Origin of the sequence: Providencia rettgeri, from assembly GCF_041075285.1 — a bacterium.
Taxonomy (GTDB): domain Bacteria; phylum Pseudomonadota; class Gammaproteobacteria; order Enterobacterales; family Enterobacteriaceae; genus Providencia; species Providencia rettgeri_G.
Genome location: NZ_CP163512.1, coordinates 2,311,567 through 2,332,025, shown reverse-complemented (window position 1 = coordinate 2,332,025; position 20,459 = coordinate 2,311,567). Strand labels below are relative to the sequence as shown.

Here is a 20,459-nt window from a genome sequence, read left to right as displayed (position 1 = left end):
ATAGTGATTAATTCCCCAGAAAATCTATTCGGAAGTTTTATGGTTTTCAGCTAATCTAAGAAAAATATCAGCCAGTTAGCCGAGTTGGAGTCAAAACATGAAAAAAGTCACAATTATTGGGCTAGGTTGGGTGGGATTGCCATTAGCACAAGCACTACTCGCCAGAGGCATTCAAGTGGTAGGGACGAAAACAACCACGGATGGTATCGATGCGGCTCGTGGTGTCGGTATTGAGTGCTATCCGTTGAAACTGACGCCCAAATTAGAATGCGAAGAAGATGACTTAATACAATTAATGGGATCGAGTGATGCATTAGTCATTTTGTTGCCACCTTCTAAAGTGAATGTGGAACATTATGTGTTCGCTATTGAGGAGTTGGTCAATAGTGCAATGGCGTTTCAAATACCTAAAGTTATTTTTACGTCTTCAACTGCGGTATATGGGGAACAAAGTGGCGAGATGACCGAAGATTCTCCACTTGAAGGGGCGACAGCTTCTGCACAGGCGCTGATTGATACTGAAAATTGGTTGCATCAACTGCCAAATATTTCTGTGGATGTGTTGCGTTTAGCAGGGCTGGTGGGGGAAAAGCGCCATGCAGGGCGTTTTTTAGCAGGTAAAACGGGGGTTAAAGGTGCAATGCAACCTGTCAATATGGTACATCAAGATGATGTGATAGCAGCCATTTTGACATTACTTAACCAAACAGAAGGTGGGCATCTTTATAATTTGTGTGCACCAATTCATCCAACACGAGCCGAATTCTATACCCAAGCCGCGAATTCACTGGGGTTGATTCCCCCTGAATTTATCGATTCAGAGAATAACGCTGACGGTAAGGTCATAAACGGAAATCGGATTTGCCAAGAACTCGGGTTCGAATATCAATATCCAAACCCGAATAATATGTTGATGACTATTTAATTGGCGTCATCACAACTTTTTGGAATGCAGGGCGTGTGGTGAGTTGTTGGTACCAGCGCTCTAAGTGGTTAAATTCAGGGCGTTCGGTCGCAATTTCGTGCCATGGGTAAAATAGTGGCGCAATCGCGATATCGGCAATACCAAATTTGTCACCGCTGAAATAAGCTTGATGGGCTAATGCGTCATCGGCAATTTTCAGCAGTCTGTTGATGTTAGCGTAAATCCCTTTTGCTTGTTCTGGATCTCTATCGGCTTCGGGGACACGAACAATTTTGTTCATCATCTGTTTGATATGATCGAATAAATTGGCGTTGCTCCAATCCATCCATTTATCGGCTGCTGCTTTTTCTTGTACATCCTTTGCAAGCAATAAGTGAGAATGATCAAACTTTTCCGTAAGGTAACGTAAAATCGAGTTTGATTCCCACAGCGCAAAGTCATCATCCTGTAGAGTTGGGATTGTGCTGTTTGGATTGAGTTTTTGATATTCAGGTGTATCAAGTCCACCAAATGGACCTCCTACATCTTTTTGATTATAAGGCACATTTAATTCTTCTAAGCACCAAAGTACTTTTTTGACATTGGAAGAATTGGCACGTCCCCAGACAGTTAACATTGCAGTCTCCTAATTGATTTTTTGTCATTAGCCAGCGTTAAGATAGATTAAATTCGCTTTCAGGCAAATCTTTATTTCCTATTGGTGGTCTTAGTGGAAATAAAGCCTTATATTATGATGAGTTAGCAATTTTTGTCACAGCGAAGGGTTCATCGTTTAGTGATGTGAGTAATCGGATAGTTATTTTAAATAGTTAGCATTAAGTGAAGGAATAACCGATGAGTAAAAATATGTTGCCCCTAAAAACCCGTCGAGCAGGTATTGGGTTGAGTCTTTTGATAGCCGTTAGCACCAGTGTTTACGCGGCAGAGACACCGGTTGCTCCTCAAATCGATGCAAAAGCGTATGTCTTGATGGACTACAATAGTGGGAAGATTTTAGCGTCAGGTAATCCTGATGAGCGTTTAGATCCTGCTAGCTTAACCAAAATCATGACAAGTTATGTGGTTGGCCAAGCGGTAAAAGCGGGGAAAATTACACCGCAGGACATGGTAACCGTCGGGGAAGATGCATGGGCGACAGGTAACCCTGTACTAAAAGGCTCATCATTGATGTTTTTGAAGCCAAAAGACCGTGTTTCGGTGCTGGATCTCAATAAAGGTGTTGTGATTCAATCAGGTAATGATGCCAGCATTGCCCTTGCGGATTATGTCGCAGGGAGCCAAGATTCATTTGTGAGTTTGATGAATCAATATGTTCAACAGATAGGTTTGAAAAATACACATTTTAAAACTGTTCATGGTCTAGATTCTGAAGGGCAATACAGTACAGCACGGGATATGGCATTATTAACACAAGCGATGATCCGCGATGTCCCTGATGAATATGTTCTGCATAAAGAGAAAGAATTTACGTTCAATAAAATCCGCCAACCTAATCGAAACCGTTTGTTATGGAATCAAAACTTAAAAGTTGATGGCGTGAAAACTGGGCACACGAGTGGTGCGGGCCATAACTTAGTGGCTTCGGCAACGGAAGGGGATATGCGGTTGATCTCGGTTGTGTTAGGTGCGCCAAGTGATCGCGTGCGTTTTACGGAAAGTGAAAAACTGCTTACTTGGGGGTTCCGTTTTTTCGAAACGGTGACACCAATTAAAGCCGATGCAACATTGAAAAAACAGCGAGTTTGGTTTGGTGATACTTCTGAAGTGGCGTTAGGGGTAGCAGACGATGTTTCTGTGACAATCCCTAAAGGCCAATTGAAAAATTTGAAAGTCGATATTCAACTAACGAACGATTCGTTAGAAGCACCATTAGCGAAAAACCAAGCCGTTGGGACAATTAACTTTATTCTTAATGATGAAGTGATTGAGCAGCATCCACTCGTTGCAAAAAACGCAGTTGAAGAAGCAGGCTTTTTTGGGCGTATTTGGGATTACATTATGAAAACAATTAGTGGTTGGTGGAGCGCAATTTTTGGTTAATTAAAACTGCGTTTAAATATAAAAAGGCCTCATTTGAGGTCTTTTTAATGTATTAGGCCTGTAATTATAGAAATTAAATTAAAAATAACATTCAGCCAAGTTATCATTTTATTGGTAGCACTCGGCGATTTTACAGATAAACTTCAATTGAAATATATTTAGGGGTATTTAATAATAAACCCAATCATTTGCCTTTTAATGATTAATAAAATAATTTTTGTTTCAATATGGATTTTAAATATAAAATTAAATGGAGTTATATCTATGAATACATCCTCTAAAACTATCGATGCTAGACTTCAAGAGTTATTAGCAATGGGCAACAAACAAACAGGCGATAATAATGTAGGTCACAATACCGTTTATGGTGGAAAGGCAGTAAATCAAGGGATAAATAGCGGTGTAATGCAATCTGGCGATGGCATTGATTCAGGGAATGGTCGTGGAATTGTTAAAGGGGGAGATACCGTCAATGAACATACGAATAATCATGTCATGAAGGGGGCGAAGGCGCGTAATAACGGTACAAATAATGGTCAAGTTGAAGGCGGTAATAGCACCAATAAAGGGCTAAATAATAATGAGTTAGTTGGTGGTACGGCTCAGAATGATATTGGAAAAACCAACGATAAAAACTCTTTTATCAAAGGGGGTAATGCGCTTAGGGCTTTACAAAATGGTATTGAAAAATATGAAGGACTACAAAAGCAACTCGCTGATGCTAATGTTGATTTAATCAAAAAAAATAAAGAATTAGAAATGGCTAAACAACAACTCGATGCTCAAAAAGAGGAATTAAAAAATAAAAATAAAGAATTGGAAATGCAAAATGACAGTAATCGAGAGACTTTGAATAAATTAGATAAATTAACCCAGTCATTAGAGATTAAGGAAAAAGAAGTTGTTTCATTAAATAATGAAATCACCAAAAATAAAAAGCAAATAACTAGCTTAGAAGAAGGTATGGCATCTCAACGTAAAGAAATTGAATCGTTAAAAGTGAAATTAGAAAATGCTAAGTTAGAAAGTGAAGAATTGAAAGTAAAGTTTGATGATGTTAATAAAAAGAAAAATGATATTGAAAAAAGACTAATAAAACAGAGTGACAAAAACAAGGAGCAAGAAAATAAAATTACTGGTCTTGAGTCAAAAATCAATATAAAAAATGAATTGATTCATAATTTAGATAAACAGCTGAATGAAAACAATCAGAATAATGATAAATTAGAAGGCAAAATAGATAAATTAAAAAAAGAGGTGGCAGAATTAAATACTAAACTAGAAAAATTAAAACAAGTTGAAAGCACAACGCGATCTAAAGCCCAAGCACTACAAAAACGCGTTGACGCGTTATCGAAAAAAGAAACTGAGTTATCAGAAAAAATCACCAGCCTAGAAAGTGAGTTAAAAATTTCACAAGAAAAATACGCTAAGTTCGAGTTATTAGTTGAGAAAGAAAAAAAAGATAGTAACCAACGACTCAAACAAATGTTCTCTGAAGTTAGTAAAATTGCGAAAGAAGGAGAGGAAGTATTAGACCAACCTGCAAGTAGTCATACTAGAACGACGAAAGTGATTGAGTTTTCATCAAAAACAGAAACAACGAAACAAGACGCTAAGGAACAAGGAAAATCCTCCGTTTTAGGTGGTTCAGCTCAAAATTTAGGTATGAATGCAGGCTTGATCCGTGGGGGAGATAGTTTTAGTCAGTCTCTTGTTATTAATGGCACTGTGGTTGCCGATGATTCGCGTATTGCCTCTTTAGCAGCAAGTATTAGCGAGTTTAAACAAACTGTTGAAACAACCATTAATAATGTAGCTCAAGACACTAAAAAATCAGTAGAAACAGTATTTTCGACGGTACAAGATCAATCTTTCCCTTCATTATTTTAATTGATTCTTAGGCAGTAATATAAAGCGGGAATAAAAAGGATGTTATCCCGCTTTATTCACAAAACCTATCCAATCTGCCGCCAAACCTTGTATGTTTGTCAGCAGTCTGAAAAATGCCTGCGTATTGCAGGCATTTTTGTCGCGGAATAAATAAAACTACTCACAGTGCGCCAGCTTTATGGCGAGTCCACCTTGTGAAGTTTCACGATATTTTGCATTGATATCTTTACCCGTTTCGTACATGGTTTCGATAACTTTATCGAGGCAAACTCGTGGATCACTGACACGACGTAATGCCATACGAGCGGCGTTAACGGCTTTAACTGAAGCGATTGCATTACGTTCGATGCAGGGTACTTGAACTTGACCGCCAACAGGGTCACAGGTAAGCCCTAAATTATGCTCCATTGCAATTTCAGCGGCGATACAGACCTGTTCAGGACTACCTCCCATCAATTCCGCAAGCCCAGCAGCGGCCATTGAACAGGCAACGCCGACTTCCCCTTGGCAGCCAACTTCAGCCCCTGAAATGGAGGCATTCATTTTATACAGCGCACCAATTACCCCTGAAACAAGGAAATAACGGGTATAGGAGTTTTCATTCACAGGGCGAATAAATTTATCATAATAGGCTAATACCGCTGGAATAATACCACAGGCACCATTAGTTGGCGCGGTCACCACCCGACCACCCGCTGCATTTTCTTCATTGACTGCAAGAGCATACATATTGATCCAATCAATAACCGCCATTGGATCCATATTGGTACTGTCAGTGGTGACTAATTGACGGCGTAAAGCCGCTGCACGGCGAGGTACCCGCAGTGGACCCGGTAATAAACCTTCCGTGGTGACTCCACGTTCAATACCCGCTTTCATCACATCCCAAACGGAGGACAAATACTGTTGGATCTCATCTTTGCTGCGCAATGCTAATTCATTTTGCATAACGAGGGCAGAAAGTGATAAACCCGTTTCTTTACAATGCTTTTGTAAATCAGCGGCATATTTAAAAGGGTATGGAACTTGAACGGCACTTTCATCGGCTTGACCAAAATGTTCTTCGTCAACGATAAAACCACCGCCAATAGAGTAATAATTTTTGCTGTACAGGATGTCATTATTCGCAAACGCGGTGATTGTCATCCCATTTTCATGGAGTGGTAAATTTGTGCTGTGAAAATTCATGCCACCATCGACAGGGAAATCGACTTCATGTTGTCCTTGAGCCAGTAAAAGCTTACCTGTTTGTTCGACGTTGCGCATAAATGCAGGAATAGCGTCAATATCAATGGTATCGGGTAAATTTCCTGCCAGCCCCATGATGATCGCCATATCGGTAGCATGACCTTTACCCGTCAGAGACAATGAGCCGTATACATCAACGGCAATACGAGTTGTACTAGTCAGTAAATTTTGCGCGATAAGGTCGTCAACGAATTGTTTGCCCGCTTTCATTGGACCGACGGTGTGGGAACTTGAAGGGCCGATGCCGATTTTGAAGATATCAAATACACTAATCATATTCAGTGCTTCCTTTTGTAGAAAGTCATTGAAATTAGGTAGCTATCATTCTTAATAGCTACCTAGGGCTTCAATTAGAAGAATAACTTATATGTTGCCGCAGAGATAGCGACCAGACCCATAATAACGATAAATACATTGCTGATCTTACCTGAGTATTGACGCATAGCTGGTACTTTGCTGATTGCATACATTGGCATCAAGAACAGTAAGATAGCAATAACAGGGCCACCAAGGCTTTCGATGATGTCTAGAACGCCTGGGTTTAATGTAGCCACTAACCAAGTGGTCACTAGCATAAAGACAGCTGTACCACGGTTTAATTTACGAATATCAACGGTTTTGCCTTTTGCACGGTATGCTCGTTCAACTAAGCCATTGAAACCTTCACGAGCACCTAAATAGTGACCTAAGAATGATTTGATAATTGCAATGAATGCAATGATTGCGGCTGCGTATTTGATGAATGGCTGATCAAAGTAACCAGACAGATAGTCAAGAATACTGATATTTTGTGCTTTTGCTTGTGCAAGATCAGCGGAAGATAAAGTAAATACACAACTGATGACGAAGAACATCACTGTCAGAACCATCAGGATGTGTGCTGATGCTAAAATGCGTGAACATTTTTGTTCTGCATCATCGCCATATTCTTCGCGTTTTGCGACAGAAAATGCAGAGATGATCGGGGAGTGGTTAAATGCGAACACCATTACAGGGATTGTTAACCAGATGGTGACCCAAATACTTTGTCCTCCAGAATGTGCCGTGGCTTGAGCAATACCATCCCAAGTGAGGGTGCTTAATACATCCGTAGACCAATGTGGGATCATGTATAAAGAGAAAGCCACCAGTACCGCAATGAATGGGAACACCAGCATACTCATGACTTTAACGATGTACTTTTCACCAAATGCAACGATAGCCATAACGCCGCCGACTAGAATCAGCGCCAATAGCCAGCGTGGTGGAGCACCAACGCCTAATAACTCGGTTAAGAATTTATTGACGTTATTGGTGATGGATACACCATAAACGAGCAGAATAGGATAAATAGCAAAGAAATACAGCAGAGTGATCCAGTTACCTGCGGTACGTCCAAAATGCTCTTCAACAACTTCAGTGATGTCACCTTCTTTTTTGGAGCCAGAAAGAACGAAACGTGTTAAGCCACGGTGAGCAAAAAAGGTCATTGGGAAGGCTAGAACAAGCATTAATAGAACAGGAAGTAACCCGCTCATACCGGCATTAATAGGCAAAAACAGAACACCAGCACCGATAGCTGTACCATATAAACCCAGCATCCATACTGTATCTGTTTTACGCCAAGCTTTACTGCTCCCTGTTTGCGAGGCTGTTTTGTCGATGGAACCAACTTTAGTTGCGTCCATAATAGTCTCCAAAAATAAAAGTCAAAAAATTTATTTAAAGTAATAGCGAAAGCTGTTACTGAGTTTTAATCTTTTGGTACGGTTAATCACTTAATAAAAAGAGCTTTCTTTTACGTAACAATCTGATTGGAAATAAAACTAAAATTTAGATTAAATTCATTTTCAATCAGTTTTGTAATTTTATCAGTAATTTTTAAGCTTGGATTTTGAGGGTGTGAATTTATATTTTACCAGAACAAAATGCCGTGATCATCATCTCAAAAGAGAAATATCCCCTTAGATTGCATGAAAACATCAGATTTTATAAAAATGTTAATGGAATTTAACTTAAGTTTATTTTTTGTCGTTTTTTTTAAGTTAGAAAAATCCAATTTATTAAGACAAATAAAGACAGAATAATATTCTGTTAGAAAAATATTATTATATTAATGAATATTATTGTGCTGTTTGCTTTGTAATCTCTATTAATCTCATTATTGAGCTTCACCGTGATACTAGGGTATTGTAAATATAACTATTATGATTTAACTATTTGATAAATAAAGACTATTATAAGTTTATAATAATGATTTAGTGAGTGATTAACTCTACAATTAGGTCATGGGGTTAGGAGTATATATTAATTAATTTTTATTTTTTCAGGTGGTGTTTAGAGCACTTTTTTTGCGTCGAAAAAAATAATTAAAAAGGGTAACAAAATATTTGTTAAATTTTTGTTTATAAAATTATTTGATAAATAAAAATTTATTTTATTTGCAGATAAAAAATAAAAAGAAAAGTTGATTTAGCGCAAACTTTAATAAAGGAAAAAGTACTGGCGTTTTTTGCCACCAGTACTTAAACAGAAATGATTAAGGTTGGAACCAACCCTTACGAATAAGCGAACCAAAAATTGACTGATAGAGTTGAGTGATGGGGGCTTGAATTTTATTGGCGCCAAACGACCACAGTATTTGTGCTAAACCACAAGCAATGATAGCAAGGATAAAGGCCCCCGCCATATCTAAAGGCCAGTGAACACCAAGGTAAATTCGTGACCATGCAATAACAATGGCAGGGATCATCATCACAAGGCCAACCCAAGTTCTCAGCCAGAACAAGAAGGCAAATGCAAAGGTAAACACGATGGTACCGTGGTTACTTGGGAATGAGGGCGTTGCGTCATGATCGGAGAAGTTAGTACCAATCCCCATGACAAACGGACGGTCGTGAGGTGCAAAATAACCAATCACCCATGAGATAGTGAGACCTACCACAATAGCAATCGCCGCTTTACAGGCAAAGGCTCGCTGGCGAGTCATGTTTGGCTGGGCTCCCCAGAACCAACAAGCAACCGTAAATAGTGGGAAGATAAGTACTAAGCGTTTAGCAATCACATTAGCCATCGCAATCGTTCCGCTTGCAGTTTCTGGTGCGGCATTGATCAGGTTAAACAGATCAAGATTGAGTTGTTCCAGCACAGTTTGTACCTCAGACAGAAAATGGGTCAGTAAGACAAAGAACAGCAGAGCTTAAAGGCTCAAGCTTCACAGGTAAAGTCCCTTTGTCTTATTATTGATAGCATTACGCGACAAATTTACGTGTGGTTTAAGAATGACGCAATAATTATTTAACTTATATGATGTTGTACTCAGCAAAAGAAGGAAAAAACCGATGTGGTGGCAAAAACAGATACACCTTAATGGGCGAGAGAGAGGGTTTCATTTAGTGACTGAAGAGATTTTAAGGCAAATTCCTGAACTCAGTTCGGTACGTATTGGAATGATGAATATATTCATTCAACACACTTCTGCTTCATTAACGATTAATGAAAATGCTGACTATACCGTGCGGGAAGACTTTGAACGTTTCTTTAATCACGCAGTGCCTGAAAATGAACCCTATTATAAGCATGATTACGAGGGGAGTGATGACATGCCTGCGCATTTGAAAAGCAGTTTACTGGGGGCGAGCTTAACGATACCAGTGACAAACGGTCGTTTGAATATGGGAACCTGGCAGGGGATTTATTTGTGTGAGCACCGAAACTATGGTGGGAAACGTAAATTAGTCATTACATTACAAGGTGAGGTCGTCAGTAATGGGCAATAAAAAACCCGATAGCATTAAAACAGAGAGTTGGCTATCGGGCTCCTCAATATGGGGACATCAAAGAAAAGCAGTGGCATAAATTAAGACTCTATCTAAAAAGGAAAGTTCGCTTGTTGATGAAAAAAAGTGCAATTTTTTGTGAAATTTAATTTAAATAGCACAAAAAGAACAAGCAAAGCATTTATCCAGCCTGAAAGGTGAGGTGCTTTGCTTGCTGATAATTGAAATTAGACACGCTAATTATTTGTAAAGATTCAAATTTTCTTTTGCGTAAGCTTCAAAATCCGTGCAACCGCCAATGTGTTTTTCATCAATGAAAATTTGTGGAACGGTTTCTACTGGTTTGCCTACTGTTTTAGATAAATCTTCTTTTGAAATACCTTCAGCTTGGATATCGACATAGCGGTAGTCAAAATCTTCACGCTCGTTTTTCAGTTTTTCTGCCAGTTCTTTTGCACGAACACAGTATGGGCAGCCAGGGCGACCAAAAATAACAGTATACATAGTATCTCCTTTTTATCTCAAACTCGGTTTTGGACGACAATGCTCAATACTATGCCTATATAAATTATGAAATAAAAGTTGAATTTTCCTTTTATACCTATAGGTATGTCATATAATTCGTGGAGTAAAACGTTCGGTCACAGTAAAAAAGGGTTTTGAATGAATAACAAACCACAATCGAAGAGAGCCATGCGTTCGTTGGCGGATATGCCAAAACCCATTTTGATCTTAGAAGGTATTGGGATAATTCTGTTAATTATCATTTTACTGGCCCTTAATGGCTATATTTCATTGCCTGAGCCATTAATGCACCAAGGGGTGATAGTGACGATTATTATGGTTGCAATTGGTTGTTTGATCCCGGCAATGATTAATATTGTCTGGCGGGCGATTCACGGGTTAACTTTTTTAGGGATAGATAATAAGCAGTCAGAAAATCCGAGATATAAAAAAAATAACCCTCAAGATGATAAACAGGATGAAAAGCCCGAGTAACCCCGGTTTTACTGGCATTTTCTCTTACAATGTGTGAAAATTATCCGCTTTGCATTAGGGAATATTGTCATTCTCTCACAAACTGTTTTTGCTTTATTATTTTGAGTTGAAGAAGGTTATTGCCCATGGATTCTATTCGTTACCCTGACATTGCACAATTACGTGAATGGTTAGCTCAACTCAAAACGTCCTATTTCGAGTGTGACTCTTGTGCTGCACTGCATTTACCTCATATGCAAAATATTGAGGGGATTTTTGATGCGAAGCTCGACATTATCAGCAATGTGCTGGTGTTATCTGCGCTTGCTGAGCTAAAGCCCACCGCGATTATCACATTAGTTGCCAATATTAGCCAAATTAATGCCAGCTCACTGACCGCAAAGGTTTTTCTCGAAATTAATGATGAAAACCTACCAAAGCTAGTGGTAAGTCAATCCTTTTCACTCGAAGCTGGAATGAGCTATCGCCAGTTTTGTCATTTTATTCAGCAAGCGGAAGAGCAAATCTCAGCGATTGTTTTTGAGATCTTCAGTAATAATTTACTGTATGCAACTCAAGATGCATTTAATGAAGAGAATAATGACGAAGATGAGTCAGAGCTTCTGTCAGATGATAAACCAGCCATTATTATTCATTAAGTTTCAGCGATGCATTGTGAAAAATATATTGCGGGTAAATGCCGTTCTTGCCAATGGTTAGCACTCACTCCAGAGCAACAAATTACCCAAAAACAGCAGCAACTACAGGCGTTATTGCCTACGATTGACCCCGCTATTTTTTCAGCGCCAGTGACGGGGCCTCAAACTGGTTTTCGCAATAAAGCCAAAATGGTCGTAAGTGGGAGTGTTGAACGGCCAATTTTAGGGATCATCGGCAAAGATGGCGTAGGCGTAGACTTAACCGACTGCCCATTATATCCAGCTTCTTTTTCGGCTATCTTCAGTGTGCTCACCCCATTTATTGCAAGAGCAGGGCTTACCCCTTATAACATTGAACGCAAGCGTGGCGAACTGAAATATCTCCTGCTAACACAGAGCTGGCACACTGGTCGATTTATGTTGCGTTTTGTGCTGCGCTCAGAAAAAAAACTGACTCAGTTGAAAAATGCATTGCCTTGGTTACAAGAGCAGTTACCACAACTGGAAGTGATCACTGCCAATATTCAACCAGTGCATATGGCGATACTTGAAGGTGAAGAGGAAATTTTTTTAACGGAACAGCACACGTTGCGTGAAGAGTTTAACCAAGTCCCTTTATTTATTCGCCCACAAGGCTTTTTCCAAACTAACCCTATCGTTGCAGCGAAGTTATATCAAACGGCGAGGGAATGGGTTAATGGATTAAAGATTAATAGCTTATGGGATCTGTTTTGTGGTGTGGGCGGGTTTGGCTTGCACTGTGCTACCAAAGAGACTCGCTTAACCGGTATTGAAATCAGTGCCCCCGCGATTGCCAGTGCACAACAATCAGCGAATGAACTTGGTCTACAATATGTTGAATTTAAAGCTCTGGATTCCACTCATTTTGCAACGGCAACACAGGAGCTTCCACAGCTTATTTTAGTCAACCCACCAAGAAGGGGAATTGGTAAAGTACTGTGTGATTATCTTTCTCATATGCGACCTGAATATATTCTCTATTCGAGTTGCAATGCACACACGATGGTGCAAGATTTACAGTTATTATCTGGTTATGAGGTTTGTCAGGTACAGTTGTTTGATTTGTTTCCTCATACGGCACATTTCGAAGTGTTGACCTTATTAAAGCAGAAGAACCATTAAAAGCTTGGATAAACCCAAGCTTGAGGTTGTTGACAAAGCGGGAAAAAGCGTGGTTTTTCCCACTTTGTGTTATCAGGCGAAAATCAATATATTGATTTTCCTTGTTTGTTTTCAAAACCTATCTAACCTGCCGCCAAACATGTTATGTTTGTCAGCAGTCTGAAGCTTGGATAAAACCCAAGCTTTTTTGTTTAACCTATTGAAACAGTAAGTGTTAATCTCGGTGTTCGAAAGCAAGCGCCTTGCGTTCGATTAAACGCATCAAAATGGTTAAGATTGCATTAACCACTAAATAAATAATCCCGGCTGCAACAAACGCCATCACATCCCATGTTTGACCAAATACTTGGCTACTGTACCCCATGACATCTAACATAGTGATCGTACTGGCCAAGGAGGTACTTTTAAACACCAAGACCACCTCATTGGAATAAGAGGATAATGAACGTTTAAAGGCATAAGGCAGGATAATACGCATAGTTTGCCCTTTGCTCATCCCCAGAGCTTGGCAAGATTGCCATTGTCCTGATGGAATGGCTTTAACGGCACCGTGGAACAGTAACGTCGAATAGGCGGCACTGTTTAATGCCAATGCAATCATGGCACAGAACCAAGGCGTCGAAATTAGCTCCCAAAGCATTGGGTAGTTTTGCAACGACTTAAATTGGTTCGGGCCATTATAGATTAGGAAAAACTGGACTAATAACGGCGTACCCGTGAAGATGGTGATATACACCTTCACAATTTGCGACAAGACTTTGGTTTTAAGCGATAAAATTAAGGTAAATAATCCCGCTAAGAGAAAAGCCACAATTAATGCACTGAACGTCAGTGATAAACTGGTTGGTAACCCCGGTAGAATTTTTAGTATCATATCAATCATTTGGATTCACCTCTCTCAAAGCGCGTAGTGCGCAATTCAATACGCTTTAACACCAATTGACTGATTAGCGTAATAGCAAGGTAAATCAGACCGACGATAATATACCAAGTAAACGGTTCGTGCGTACGGTTAACGATGGTTTTTGTCTGTAACATCAAATCGTTCACACTGATTAAAGAGACTAAAGCGGTATCTTTTAGCAGAACTAACCATTGGTTTCCTAGCCCTGGCAGGGCATGACGCCACATTTGCGGCATAATGAAACGAAAGAAAATCGTGCGTTTGTTTAGACCGAGTGCCAAACCCGCTTCCCACTGGCCATAAGGCACCGCTTTGAGCGCCCCTCTTAAGGTTTGCGATGCATAGGAGGCATACAGGAGAGCAAGGGCAATCACACCACAGATGAACGGGGTATAATCAAATTCACCACTATCGGCAAAGAAAATACTTGGGTCAATTTGTATTGTGGTTTGCCAGAAACCGAGATTGATATCGAAGCCATCACCAAGGAGATTAATGAGTTGCAGTGTCCCAAAATAGACAAATAGGACGACCAGCAATTCAGGTAAACCACGGATCAGCGTCACCCAACAGGTGCCTAAAAAGGCAATAGGCTTAAAGCGAACAGACTCCCATGCGGTAAACAGCATGGCAAGAACTAAACCCAAGATCAGGGCAGAAACAGCAAGGCCGACGGTGATCCCGGCGGCACTTGTTAAAAATAGAAAGTTGCTCATTAATTATGTCGATTACTGTTGAAACCATTTTTTGTGGATAGCATCATAAGTGCCGTCAGCTTTAACTTCTGCTAAGGCTTTATTCATTTTATCCAATAACTCTTTATTCCCTTTACGGACCGCGATACCTAAACCGATGCCGAAGTATTGCGGATCAGTGACTTTCTCACCTACAGGGGCTAAGTTTTCGTTACCTTTGGTTTTTAACCATTCGTCAGCCACTGCGGTGTCACCGAACACAGCATCAATTCGACCATTTTGCAGGTCTAAAATTGCAGATTGGTAGTTATCATAAGGAACAGTCGTCATGCCTTTGTGTTGTTCCATGATGTATTTTTGGTGCGTAGTGCCGTTTTGGACACCAATCCGTTTGTCTTTCAGTTGGTCAATAGACGTGATTTTATCTTTTACTGCGATAAATTCCGCAGAGTTAGGGTAGTAGGTATCGGTGAAATCCACTTGTTGTTGACGCTCAGGGGTAATATCGATACCCGCCATTAAGGCTTCAAAGCGACGGAATTTCAGGCTTGGGATTAAGCTGTCGAAAGATTGGTGAGTAAATGTACAAGTAGCATTCATTTTTTCACACATCGCGTTGGCTAAATCAACATCAAAACCAACGATTTGATTGTTTTTATCAAACATTTCAAATGGTGCGTAAGTGGCTTCAGTCGCAAAACGAATGGTTTCTTTTTCCGCAGCAGTTGCCGATAGGGTTACAGCGCCCAACAGTGCAGCTAATATTATTTTTTTCATTGCTTAATCCTATATCTATTAATGTGACAGATAATTTGCAAATGCGTCAGTTTGAGGTGCTGTGAAATGGCTAGCATCCCCTTGTTCTACGATATGACCGTTTTCCATATACACCACACGGCTAGCGGTTTTGCGAGCAATCTCCACTTCGTGAGTGACAATAACTTGCGTAATGCCTGTTGCTGATAATTCACGAATGATATCGACAACTTGCGCGGTAATTTCAGGGTCAAGCGCTGCGGTTGGCTCATCAAATAACAGCACTTTGGGTTCCATCATCAGCGCCCGTGCAATCGCCACACGTTGTTGTTGTCCCCCTGATAAGTGCAGAGGATAGCGGTCTGCAAATTGGGATAAACGTAAACGCTCTAAAAGCTTAGCGGCTTTTGCATAGGCTTCTTGTTTGGATAATTTTAATACACGGCAAGGGGCTTCAATTAAATTGTCCATCACACTAAGGTGCGGCCACAAATTATATTGTTGAAACACCATCCCAACATTTTGGCGTAATTCGCGAATCGATTTTGCATCTGGTGTCGATGAAAAATCAAATTGTTGTCCAGCGATATCTAAACGGCCTGAACGCGGCATCTCTAATAAATTGAGAACACGTAATAGAGAACTTTTACCTGCACCACTTGGCCCAAGTAATACCATCGTTTCCCCCGCAGAGCACTCTAGATTGATATCAAAGAGTGCTTGATGGGAACCATAGAAACAGTTGATGTTTTTTAATTGAATGCTCATGCTTACCAATAATATCCTTTTTAACTACCAGCGATATTAATCCTGTAAGCATATTTATGCAATAATTTATGCATAAAAATTTGGTTTTTACGCTAGATTTAGTCACCTTTTTCCGTTGGATGATCTGTTTGCTGCTGCTTAGCGAGTTGTTTATCCCGTTCAAATGCGAGTTCACTTATTCGTTTTGCCATGCCTTTGAAGATAAATAGGTGTGCTGGCATCATGGCGAACCAATAGAGTAGACCGCAAAAACCCGCTGGGTGCCACCATGCGCGCACATCAATCGAACGGCGGCTGCCGCTGTCATGGATAGTAAAGGTTAAACGACCAAGCCCTGGAGCTTTCATGCCAAACAATAAACTGAGTTGCTTGTTAGGTTCAAGATTGATCACTCGCCAGCCGTCGATTTCATCGCCAAGTTGTAGTTCTTCTCTGTCGGGGCGACCATATTTCACTTTATTCAACATCATGTCATCCATGATGGCGCGGGTTTTCCACAGGCCATTGGCGTAAAAATAACCATGTTTGCCACCAATTTGTTGCACGGTATGCCATAACGATTCTGAGCTAGCGGTTGTGCCAAGGGTTGAGCCTGCTTGTTTTGGATAATATCCGTAGCCGGGACGCCAGCGTTTTCTCACTTCTGGATCATAACCCCAATCAGCATTATCTACAGCATCCGCTTCTTCGGCTAAAGTAGCTTTTACAGCATCATCAAACGAAATTAACCTTTGTGGGATAAGCGCACGCAGCGCTTTATCGTCAGCGGGAAGGTCATGCTGTAGCCCTTGGATCAGCTCTTTTGCAATAGAGGGCGGAACCGAGGTAATTAAGCTAATAAAGTGTACTGAAATTAGGCTAATTGGGATAGGAATAGGGATCAGTAGGCGACGCTTGCCACTGACTTTGATAAAACGCTTGAATAGCTCTTGGTAACTAATAAATTCAGGGCCACCGGCATCAAAGATGCGATTTTCATGGGATGGAATTTTAGCAAGCTGCGTTAAATAATACAGGATATTCGACAGGGCAATAGGCGATGATTTAGAGCGAACCCAGCGTGGTGGGGTTAAAATAGCTAAGTTGTACACCATATCACGCATGATTTCGAAGGCAGCGGAGCCTGATCCTACAATAATCGAGGAGCGGATTTCTGTTACAGGGATATTGCTCTCGCGCAGGATGTCCCCCGTTAAACGCCTAGCAATTAGGTGCGGAGAATAAGTATGACCATGTTGGAGTGCACTAAGATAAATAACCTGTTTAACATTTGAACCTTCAAGGGCGTGTTGAACGTTACGTGCCGCTGTACGCTCCCGTTCAATCAAATTCGCTTGGTCAGCCATACTGTGTACAAGGAAATAGACAATATCAATCTCCTTCATCACATCTTTTAATGTCTCAGGGTCATGTAAGTCGACAAAGATACAGCGGGTATCTTGCCAGCCTTGAGAAAGCATCCAATCAACACGACGTGCAGCCGCAGTAACGTCATAACCTTGTTCAATCAGTTGGGGGATCAGATTTTGCCCAATATAGCCGCTAGCGCCCAACACTAAAACACGTTGCTTTTCTGTCATGTTAATTTCCTGTTTCACGCAAATTAACGGCTATTGTGACTGAAATTTTACCTATGTAAAGAAGGCCATAAGAATTGGCGTAATAAGACTCAGAACAAAGCCATGAACAATAGCCGCAGGCACAATAGAAACCCCACCACTGCGTTGTAAAACGGGGAGGGTAAAGTCCATGGAAGTGGAGCCGCAAATACCTAATGCCGTTGAACGATAGCGATTAATAATAATTGGGATCAGCATAATCGCAGCCAGCTCGCGGGCTAAGTCATTAAAAAAGGCTGCGCTCCCCATCACAGGGCCGTAGGCATCCGTTAACACAATCCCAGTGAGTGAGTACCAACCAAATCCAGACGCAAGTGCTAGTCCCATTTTAACGGGTAAACCAAGTAAAAAAGCGGCGAGAGCCCCACCGGCTAATGCACTGATTCCCATGACAAAGGCAATGGTTGTTCCACGGCGGTTTATTAAAATTTGCTTAATGCTCATTCCACTGTTACGTAATTGAATACCGACCAGTAATAACAATAGCATCAGAGCGATTTGGCTGCCCTTATCCGCATAGTGTAGAAAATCAAAGCCAGTTAAGCCTACCACAAAGCCAAAAAGCAGCACGCCACACAATTGCAAGGATTCAAACACCATTTTGATGCGTGATGGCGGTTTTTCTTGTTTATGCTGCGGAAGTTTCCATGGATCTAGCTTATCGAGTAATAGCAATGCGATAACATTTAGTGAAAAAATACAGCCAAAGAAGGTAATGGCGTAAATTAAGATGGCAAAGAGGTGTTCACTTAAGTTTTCAAGTAGTGCGAGCGTGATCCCCATTAAAAATAAAATAACGTACACCATCGCGTTTAGTGATTGGTGAACACGATGGAGAATTTGCTTATTTTTAATCGATATAAGATAACCGAGTGTCAACGGTAAAAGAATAATTAAGAGCCCTGAATACATCGCCGCATCCTTAGAGGTTATCCCATTAAATGGTTAATATAAACAATGAGTTATATTTTTGTTTTCGTTATTTAGAATTTAACTCGCCGTGCTAACGGCTTTTTACGCTAAAACTTTATTATTGGTGACTGAATGAAAAATAGGTCAAAAATACTAAAAAAGAAAGTTTTACTATTTTATAACACTGCCATGGCGCACTCAACTCAGTTAGCTATTTTGTTGTAAAGATTTTTTATTTTGCATACATATGTATAGTAAAGGGATGGGTTAATCGATAAGCTCTAATACAGGTTTATCCGCATAAATATTGATAACTTGAATGCAAACTGCTGTGTTTAGAGTATATTAAAGAAAATATGACAAGGAGTGAGATATGTATCTGGAACGTGTTGAAATATACGGATTTAGAGGGATCAACCGTCTTTCTTTAGAACTCAGTAACAGCACTGTTTTGATCGGAGAAAACTCATGGGGAAAATCCAGCCTCCTTGATGCGCTCGATTTGCTTCTCTCCCCACAACATCGAGATCACCAATTTAATTTGCACGATTTTCATCATCCTACGGGGGATAATGCCACTCGATATCGCTCACTGCAAATTGTTTTAAAATTTTGTGAAAGGCATAAAGGACGCCATAAATCTTATCGTTTTCATAATCTTAGCTCAGTTTGGGTCGATAATGGTGATGGCTTAAAACACATCTTTTATCGGGTGAGTGCAGAGCTGCGTGATGACGATACGATTGTGGTAGATAAAAGCTTTTTAAATTCAGGGGGAAATAAACTCTCTCTGGATAACGTAGGAAAATATATCAAAGAAATTGTCCGGTTATATCCGGTGATCCGCTTGCGTGATGCGCGTTTTTTACACTCCCTTAATCCTGAAACCATTGTGGAGGGACAAAAAGAGTTCCGTGACGCTTTTAATGTACGTATCAAAGAATTAACCAGTGCTTTAGTCAACAATCCAGAGCGTTTAAGTAATGAAGATTTAAGCGACGGGGTAGATGCCATGCAGCAGCTATTAAGTCACTATTTTTCAGGGCAAAGCACCCATATGATCAAACTCAGTGACAATATGATAAATATTGAGCCACGTAAGCAAGGTTGGAAAGCGCTGGATAATATCAGTCGTTTGATCGCAAAACCCAACCAGCGCAATATTCGTTTGATTATCTTAGGGATGTTTTCTTCTTTATTACAATCCAAGGGGGATATTCATTTAGATAAACATGCCCGCCCATTGATCATTGTTGAAGATCCCGAAACACGTTTACACCCAATTATGTTGTCGATTGCATGGGGGCTATTGAGTTTGTTCGCACTGCAACGGATCACCACCACAAATTCAGGGGAACTGCTGTCTCAAGCGCCCCTTGAAGACTTATGCCGTTTAGTCCGTGATACCAATAAAGTTTCGGCTTACCGTTTGACTGACAGTGATTTAAGTGCTGAAGAGCTGCGAAAAATCTCATTCCATATTCGCTTTAACCGACCGTCCTCACTATTCGCTCGCTGCTGGTTATTGGTTGAGGGAGAAACAGAAATTTGGTTAATGAGCGAATTTGCTCGCCAGTGCAATTATTATTTTGAAACAGAAGGCATTAAAGTTATTGCTTTTGCGCAAAGTGGCTTAAAACCGTTGTTAAAATTTGCGAATAAGATGGGGATTGAATGGCATGTTCTAACCGATGGGGACGAAGCAGGGCGTAAATATGCCGCAACGGCGACCCATTATGCGAATAAAATTAATTCACCAGATAGAGACCGATTAACTATGCTCACCGCGCCAGATATGGAACATTTCCTATATCGCGAGGGCTTCAAAAGCCTTTATCATGAAATTGCCGATATTCCTGAAAATGCCCGAGTGTCAACGCGCCGCGTGATCCTCAAAGCGATTTCTCGAACCTCGAAACCTGACTTAGCACTAGCCACAGTAAACCGTTCCGCAGAGTTGGGGCCTGATAGCATTCCATTACAGTTAAAAAGTATGTTTTCACGGGTGGCATGGTTGGCGAGGGGAAAAGCATATTAATAATGTAAACAAATATAGTGTTGAGCCACCATTTATAAATGGTGGGGTTTATAAAGAATACGTTTAGTGAAACGATAACTTAAGTGATATAGCATGACTATTTCAGAGAGGGCGTCGCCCTCT

19 protein-coding genes are annotated in these 20,459 nt (G+C 40.5%); 8 read left to right on the top strand and 11 right to left on the bottom strand.

Annotation, left to right across the window (positions count from 1 at the left end; all coding sequences use genetic code 11):
• The first annotated feature begins 97 nt into the window (after nucleotides 1-97).
• A complete protein-coding gene (locus AB6N04_RS10530) occupies nucleotides 98-925 on the top strand; it encodes an SDR family oxidoreductase (RefSeq protein WP_369308255.1) in 828 nt (275 codons plus the stop codon).
• Here AB6N04_RS10530 and AB6N04_RS10525 read toward each other — a convergent pair.
• Nucleotides 918-1,541 carry a glutathione S-transferase family protein gene (locus AB6N04_RS10525; RefSeq protein ID WP_369308254.1) on the bottom strand — a complete coding sequence of 208 codons (624 nt, stop codon included), beginning with the start codon at nucleotides 1,539-1,541 and terminating at the stop codon, nucleotides 918-920. The two genes, AB6N04_RS10530 and AB6N04_RS10525, sit on opposite strands and share 8 nt — an antisense overlap.
• Nucleotides 1,542-1,759: 218 nt before the next feature.
• On the opposite strand from AB6N04_RS10525, the gene AB6N04_RS10520 reads away from it, so the two are divergent.
• Nucleotides 1,760-2,965, top strand: coding sequence for a serine hydrolase (locus tag AB6N04_RS10520; protein ID WP_369308253.1), 1,206 nt, complete (start codon nucleotides 1,760-1,762; stop codon nucleotides 2,963-2,965).
• A gap of 264 nt (nucleotides 2,966-3,229) precedes the next feature.
• Entirely contained in the window at nucleotides 3,230-4,858 is a 1,629-nt protein-coding gene (locus AB6N04_RS10515; RefSeq protein ID WP_369308251.1) for a hypothetical protein, read from the top strand.
• Between the two features lie 156 nt (nucleotides 4,859-5,014).
• On the opposite strand, the gene AB6N04_RS10510 is transcribed toward AB6N04_RS10515, so the two are convergent.
• The 3 genes from AB6N04_RS10510 to ybjG form a co-directional block, all read right to left on the bottom strand.
• Nucleotides 5,015-6,382 carry an L-serine ammonia-lyase gene (locus AB6N04_RS10510; protein WP_369308250.1) on the bottom strand — a complete coding sequence of 456 codons (1,368 nt, stop codon included), beginning with the start codon at nucleotides 6,380-6,382 and terminating at the stop codon, nucleotides 5,015-5,017.
• A gap of 74 nt (nucleotides 6,383-6,456) precedes the next feature.
• Nucleotides 6,457-7,773, bottom strand: coding sequence for a serine/threonine transporter (locus AB6N04_RS10505; RefSeq protein WP_369308249.1), 1,317 nt, complete (start codon nucleotides 7,771-7,773; stop codon nucleotides 6,457-6,459).
• Nucleotides 7,774-8,624: 851 nt separating this feature from the next.
• Nucleotides 8,625-9,233: an undecaprenyl-diphosphate phosphatase gene (gene ybjG / locus AB6N04_RS10500; protein WP_369308248.1), complete on the bottom strand. Its 609-nt coding sequence runs from the start codon at nucleotides 9,231-9,233 to the stop codon at nucleotides 8,625-8,627.
• A 193-nt stretch (nucleotides 9,234-9,426) separates the two neighbouring features.
• Between ybjG and AB6N04_RS10495 the strand changes: the two genes are divergently transcribed.
• Entirely contained in the window at nucleotides 9,427-9,864 is a 438-nt protein-coding gene (locus tag AB6N04_RS10495; protein ID WP_369308247.1) for a secondary thiamine-phosphate synthase enzyme YjbQ, read from the top strand.
• 240 nt (nucleotides 9,865-10,104) lie between these two features.
• Here the strand turns inward: AB6N04_RS10495 and AB6N04_RS10490 are convergent, their stop codons facing one another.
• Complete coding sequence (locus tag AB6N04_RS10490) at nucleotides 10,105-10,368, bottom strand: GrxA family glutaredoxin (protein WP_047756603.1); 264 nt, start codon at nucleotides 10,366-10,368, stop codon at nucleotides 10,105-10,107.
• 159 nt (nucleotides 10,369-10,527) lie between these two features.
• Between AB6N04_RS10490 and AB6N04_RS10485 the strand changes: the two genes are divergently transcribed.
• The 3 genes from AB6N04_RS10485 to rlmC all read left to right on the top strand — a co-directional run bounded on the left by AB6N04_RS10485 (nucleotide 10,528) and on the right by rlmC (nucleotide 12,644).
• Nucleotides 10,528-10,863 (top strand): DUF1418 family protein, encoded by a 336-nt coding sequence (locus tag AB6N04_RS10485; RefSeq protein WP_369308246.1) that lies wholly within the window; start codon nucleotides 10,528-10,530, stop codon nucleotides 10,861-10,863.
• Nucleotides 10,864-10,988: 125 nt separating this feature from the next.
• Nucleotides 10,989-11,501 (top strand): YbjN domain-containing protein, encoded by a 513-nt coding sequence (locus tag AB6N04_RS10480; RefSeq protein WP_369308245.1) that lies wholly within the window; start codon nucleotides 10,989-10,991, stop codon nucleotides 11,499-11,501.
• Nucleotides 11,502-11,510: 9 nt separating this feature from the next.
• The gene (rlmC, locus tag AB6N04_RS10475; RefSeq protein WP_369308244.1) at nucleotides 11,511-12,644 is read left to right on the top strand and encodes a 23S rRNA (uracil(747)-C(5))-methyltransferase RlmC; all 1,134 of its coding nucleotides are present in this window, start codon (nucleotides 11,511-11,513) and stop codon (nucleotides 12,642-12,644) included.
• A gap of 214 nt (nucleotides 12,645-12,858) precedes the next feature.
• On the opposite strand, the gene artM is transcribed toward rlmC, so the two are convergent.
• The 6 genes from artM to AB6N04_RS10445 all read right to left on the bottom strand — a co-directional run bounded on the left by artM (nucleotide 12,859) and on the right by AB6N04_RS10445 (nucleotide 18,298).
• Nucleotides 12,859-13,527 carry an arginine ABC transporter permease ArtM gene (artM, locus tag AB6N04_RS10470; protein ID WP_369308243.1) on the bottom strand — a complete coding sequence of 223 codons (669 nt, stop codon included), beginning with the start codon at nucleotides 13,525-13,527 and terminating at the stop codon, nucleotides 12,859-12,861.
• The gene (gene artQ / locus AB6N04_RS10465; RefSeq protein WP_369308242.1) at nucleotides 13,524-14,264 is read right to left on the bottom strand and encodes an arginine ABC transporter permease ArtQ; all 741 of its coding nucleotides are present in this window, start codon (nucleotides 14,262-14,264) and stop codon (nucleotides 13,524-13,526) included. Before artQ ends, artM begins: the two co-directional genes overlap by 4 nt.
• Before the next feature lie 12 nt (nucleotides 14,265-14,276).
• Complete coding sequence (gene artJ, locus AB6N04_RS10460) at nucleotides 14,277-15,020, bottom strand: arginine ABC transporter substrate-binding protein (protein WP_369308241.1); 744 nt, start codon at nucleotides 15,018-15,020, stop codon at nucleotides 14,277-14,279.
• Between the two features lie 18 nt (nucleotides 15,021-15,038).
• On the bottom strand, nucleotides 15,039-15,767 hold the full coding sequence (artP, locus tag AB6N04_RS10455) for an arginine ABC transporter ATP-binding protein ArtP (RefSeq protein ID WP_369308240.1): 729 nt from the start codon (nucleotides 15,765-15,767) through the stop codon (nucleotides 15,039-15,041).
• 98 nt (nucleotides 15,768-15,865) lie between these two features.
• A complete protein-coding gene (locus AB6N04_RS10450; RefSeq protein WP_369308239.1) occupies nucleotides 15,866-17,347 on the bottom strand; it encodes a DUF2867 domain-containing protein in 1,482 nt (493 codons plus the stop codon).
• A gap of 51 nt (nucleotides 17,348-17,398) precedes the next feature.
• On the bottom strand, nucleotides 17,399-18,298 hold the full coding sequence (locus AB6N04_RS10445) for a lysine exporter LysO family protein (protein WP_369308238.1): 900 nt from the start codon (nucleotides 18,296-18,298) through the stop codon (nucleotides 17,399-17,401).
• Nucleotides 18,299-18,671: 373 nt separating this feature from the next.
• Between AB6N04_RS10445 and AB6N04_RS10440 the strand changes: the two genes are divergently transcribed.
• A complete protein-coding gene (locus AB6N04_RS10440; protein ID WP_369308237.1) occupies nucleotides 18,672-20,336 on the top strand; it encodes a DUF2813 domain-containing protein in 1,665 nt (554 codons plus the stop codon).
• Nucleotides 20,337-20,459 lie beyond the last annotated feature (123 nt).